General features: G+C 69.6%; 5 protein-coding genes. 4 read left to right on the top strand and 1 reads right to left on the bottom strand.

What is annotated here, in order from left to right; translation table 11 throughout:
- Positions 1-1311 (bottom strand): helix-turn-helix domain-containing protein (locus tag MJ785_RS20380; protein ID WP_239382376.1); only part of this gene is annotated, 1311 nt, incomplete at its 3' end.
- A gap of 273 nt (positions 1312-1584) precedes the next feature.
- On the opposite strand from MJ785_RS20380, the gene MJ785_RS20375 reads away from it, so the two are divergent.
- From MJ785_RS20375 to MJ785_RS20360, 4 genes are all read left to right on the top strand, one after another.
- Positions 1585-2058: a TIR domain-containing protein gene (locus tag MJ785_RS20375; protein WP_239382374.1), complete on the top strand. Its 474-nt coding sequence runs from the start codon at positions 1585-1587 to the stop codon at positions 2056-2058.
- Positions 2055-2564, top strand: coding sequence for a hypothetical protein (locus MJ785_RS20370; protein WP_239382372.1), 510 nt, complete (start codon positions 2055-2057; stop codon positions 2562-2564). Before MJ785_RS20375 ends, MJ785_RS20370 begins: the two co-directional genes overlap by 4 nt.
- Positions 2498-4303: an NACHT domain-containing NTPase gene (locus tag MJ785_RS20365; protein ID WP_239382370.1), complete on the top strand. Its 1806-nt coding sequence runs from the start codon at positions 2498-2500 to the stop codon at positions 4301-4303. The genes MJ785_RS20370 and MJ785_RS20365 overlap by 67 nt, the downstream gene beginning before the upstream one ends.
- Positions 4304-4320: 17 nt before the next feature.
- The coding region (locus MJ785_RS20360) for a pentapeptide repeat-containing protein (protein ID WP_239382368.1) at positions 4321-4581 on the top strand (261 nt) is incomplete at its 3' end.

The following is a 4581-nucleotide window of genomic DNA, read 5'->3' as shown; positions in this document are numbered from 1 at the left end:
ACCGACCTCGCGGATGAGGCCGCGGCCGATCAGTCTGATAAGCCTGGTCCTGGTAGCGCGCGTGGACAGATCGATGGCAGCGGCGATCTCGCCGGTGGAAGCGCCGTCGGCCGTGATGGCATCGATGATCGCCTGGTCCTTGACGTCCAGCATCGGCGACTCGACGGGCTGCGTCCACAGGGTCACGCGGAAGCGGGTGCCGATCTCCTCCAGGCCCGGAGGTGGAAGGCCCGCCTCACGACAGGCCGCGGTCATACGCTGGATCCCGCTGCCCCACTGCTCGATGAGTCCCAGCGAGTTGAAGACTCGACCGATGACCCGGTTGCGAAGTTTGGACACGCCGCGGCGGATGTCCTCGACGGTCAGGCCGAACTGCAGCAGACCCGGGTTCTCCACCTCAAGCCGGTCATCGAAGATCGCGATGCGGATGGGCGCCCCGCGCTGCCGATAGTCCGCATGCGCTACCGCGTTGACCACCGCCTCCCGTACCGCCACGGGCGGCAGGTTCCACCGGTCGGTACGCCGGATCGCACCGATGTCGAGACCGTGCAGGCTGTGCTTGCGCACGAAGCCGACCGCCTCCTCGACGGAACGCACCAGGTTCGCGCGGATCTCCAGATGATCGACGATCTGGGACTTGTCGAGGCCCCGGAAACGTCCGGCCTGGATCCAGGCATCAGGGAACAACCGACCACGGTCCTGGTCACAGCCGAACAGCAGCAGACCTCCGACAGTCGGCACGAGGCGCCCCTGATGGGTCGACACCAGCCGCAGGGTCTCCAGGTCCTCCGGCCGTAGCTTCCTGACGTCCGCGAACGCACCGGCCGCCGTCTGGAAGTCAACCGCCTCCGAGCCAAGCTCGGGCAGTGCCTGCTCGTCGTACGCCTCACCACGGGCGTAACGGCGCAACTCCTCGATCAGGTCCGGATCGGCCCGCCGGTTAGTCGAGCCGACCCGGACATAGACGCCGCTCTCCGGACCCTCCTGGGCCAGGCGATACGGCCGCGACGAGCCGGGAAATACCTCGACGGCCACCACCTGAGTTCCACGCCAGGAGACGATCTCGATGTCGGGAACCAGCCGGGGAGCAATCGCGTCACTGATCAGGTTCGCCAGCCGCTCCTCAAGGTCGAGCGGCTCCGGGACACCTCGGACGCTGCGGGTGCCGTCTTCAACGCCAACCAGCAGAATGCCGCCAGCCGTGTTGGCGAATGCGACGAGACTACGCAGGACGCCCCGAGGGGACGAGAGGTCACGTTTGAACTCGAGCGTCTTGCCTTCGCTCCGGGCCAGGAGATCCGACAGATCCACAAGCTCGGAAGTCTACTCTGAAGCCTGGGAGCCGGGTGGCGTGGCGTTCCTGGGCGTTCAATGCTTGACCGCCTCGACGGCGGTGGAGTCCCGGCGGCTGGCCGCAGCTGGTGGAGTCGCTGCGGGCCATGTCCACGTCCACGTCCACGGCGTCGCTCGTGGCACCCGATATGGCGGGCTCCCAGAACTCATCAGGTGACCAGGTCGATCGTCCTCGCTCATCGTTAGGCTATCGTGAATCCATCGGGAAATACGGGAAATGCAGGACTCTTGATGGCTGGGGTGGTTGCGGCTTCGCTGTTCGTGAGCTGGGCGCATGACGACAAGGCCGCGAAGGAGAGGCTGCTGGCCGGCTTGGCGTTCGACGCGCTGAGCGGGGTGCGGCTGACCCGGTGGGAGGACTCGGACCTGCTGCTCGGCGCGGACTGGCACGAGGAGATCCTGACCCGGCTGGCCGCCTGCGACTACGGGCTGCTGCTGGTAAGCCCGAAATTCTTGGCGAGCAGCTACATCCAGGATACGGAGCTTCCGCGACTGCTGGGGCCGGGCAGAGGCAAGGCGATGCCGGTGATGTTGAAGCAGGTGCCGCTGGAAGGGTCGTTCGACCTGCGCGGGCTGGCCGCGCGGCAGATCTTCACCGATGCCGGTGGCCGCGCCTTCACCCAGACCGCGGGCCCGAACCGGGAGCGGTTCGTCATGGACCTCGCGGGCCAGATCCGCCGCCGCGTGCTGGCCGACGCCGCATGATCACACGGCTGCCGCGCCCGGTGGTGCTGCGCTACCTCGACCGCCTGGCCGACGATCTCACGCCACGGCAGTTGCAGCGGCTGCGGGGCTTGGCCGGCCTGATCGACGGTGACGGCCGGATCCCGATGGTGGACGCGCTGGCCGTGGCGACCCCCGGCGGCGACGACGCGAAGGCCCAGGATGCGTTCCGGAAGTTCCGCGCGGCGTTCGACACCGTGGCGGACGCGGCAGGAGTCCAGGTGCGGCTGGTCAGCGACCAGCGCAAGGCGCCGCCCCGAGACCGGGTGTGCTGGTTCGAAGGCGAGGACCTCACCGGCGACGAGCTGGCCGCCCGGTCCCGGCGGGAGGCCAGCCGGCGCGGCGACGAGGAAACGGTGACCGCGACGGTCACCGAGGTGCTGCCCGGACACCCGCTGGGCACGGCGGGGTCGTCGTCCATGTGGAGATCGCGCGGAAGGCCCCCGAACCGATCCGGCGGCTCGAGCGGGCATTCGTCGAGCTGTTGAGTGAGCAGGCGTCCGCGGGTCCGGGCTACCGGGTCACCAGCGTCCTCGAGCCGCTGCTCGGCGCCGACGTGGAAAGCGAGCGGCGCCGGCTGCGGGAAGCGGCCGACCTGGTGGTGGAGCTCGACAGCACCGCGGCGAGCCGGGACACCTACCCGGGTGCGACCACCCGCCGGCCCCTCCGGCTGGCGCTGGAAGGCGTGGCCCGCGGCGCCGGACCTGCCGGCGAGATCGTGCATGAGGCACGCCGGCCGTTCAGCCAGCAGGCGAACCGTAACGCCCGCGTCGCGTTCGTGCACCGGACGCTCGATCTGATCGCCGAACGGCTCCGAGAACCGGCCACCTCCCCCGGACCGCTCGCCATGCGGCTCGAGCTGGACACATGGGTCAGGGGCGTGGCTGGCCGGCGCTTCCTCCGGGAGGAGCCCGTGACCTCGCAGGCCAAGGAGACATCGCTGGCCTCCGCAGCCCTCGCGCATCCGGCAACGCGGCGACTCAGCGAACCGCTGCCAGCGGTCGACCGGCTCGTCACCTGGGCGACCGAACCGTCACCGAACGCGCGGCATCTGTGCGCGCTGCTCGGTGACGTCGGCATGGGCAAGACGACCACCACTCAGCTGTTCACCCTGGCGCTGCTGGATCGCCGGGAGCACGACGTGTCGGTGCCGCTCCCGATCCTGTTCGACCTGCGCGATCTCCCGGCACAGGTGGTTCGCGAGACGACCGGGGTGAAGAAGATCGTCCAGGCGCTGCTGGAGGCCGGAGACCTCGGGCGGGTTCCGACGGTCGAGGAGGTCCTCGGGCTCGTCGCCAGCGGCAACTGTGTACTGATCTTCGACGGGCTCGACGAGGTGCTCGTTCACCTCGAACCGCACGCCGGCCAGGTGTTCACCCGCACGCTGTGGCGGGCCACCGAGGAACTCTGGCGCTCCCAGCCGGCCGGCGCGCGGGCGGACCGGCCGAGCAAGCTGCTGCTGTCGTGCCGGACCCACTACTTCCGCTCGATCCGCGACGAGACCAACCACTTCACCGGCCAACACCGCGACGGCCCCACCAGCACCGACTACCTGGCGCTGCTCATGCTCCCCTTCGACGAAGAGCAGATCCGGGCCTATCTGGAGGCCAATGTCCCGGGCGCGGACGTCGACCGGCTGCTGGACCTGATCGACAGCGTGCACAACCTGCGCGAGATCGCCGAACGGCCCCTGACCCTGCGGATGATCGCCGACCAGTTGGAAACCGTCGAACAGGCGAAGCTCGCCGGGCGCACCGTCCGCGCTGTCGATCTCTACGCCTCGTTCGTGCGGCAGTGGCTCGAACGCGACGACGGCAAGCACTGCCTGCTCCCGGAGCACAAACAACTGCTGATGGAACACCTCGCCGCGCAGCTGTGGCGCCCGGGCGCACATCGTGGGACGTCGCCGACGTCGAACAGCGGATGTTGGAGTTCCTCGCCGGTCGGCCGGAGCTGGAGCTGCACTACCCGGCGCGGGCACCCGACCTGTGGAAAGAAGACCTCCGCACCGCTACCTTTCTCGTCCGCCGCGACGACGACACCTTCGGGTTCGCGCACACCTCCCTGCGCGAGTACTTCCTCGCCCGCTACCTCGACCGGGCCTTGGAACTGCCACCCGAGCGGTCACGCGCACACTGGCAGCTGGCGGTCCCCAGCCCCGAGACCCTTGACTTCCTCGGCCAGCTCCTCGCCGGCCACGACAGCCGGCGGCGGACACAAGCCCTGACCGCGCTCGCGGCGATCGTGACGCGGCTCCCGGACGGCCGCGCCGACGCCGCGGCGGTGCTCGCCTTCGCCTACAGCCTGACCGCCGCCCGCGCCGGCCACCCCGACCACACACCGGCCAGCCGCGTCCTGACCGGCGCGAACCTGGCCGGCTGGCGCATCGACGCCGGCACCCACCGCCTCGACCTCCGAAGGACCTCATTTGCCGGCGCCGACCTCACCGCAACCGTCATCGGCAATGTCGACCTCTCCCACGCCGACCTGACCGCCGCGACCCTG

Source organism: Protofrankia sp. CiT1 (assembly GCF_917627335.1).
Taxonomy (GTDB): Bacteria; Actinomycetota; Actinomycetes; order Frankiales; family Frankiaceae; genus Protofrankia.
The sequence above is the reverse complement of the archived record's forward strand: the minus strand, read 5'-3'. Positions and strand labels throughout refer to the sequence as shown.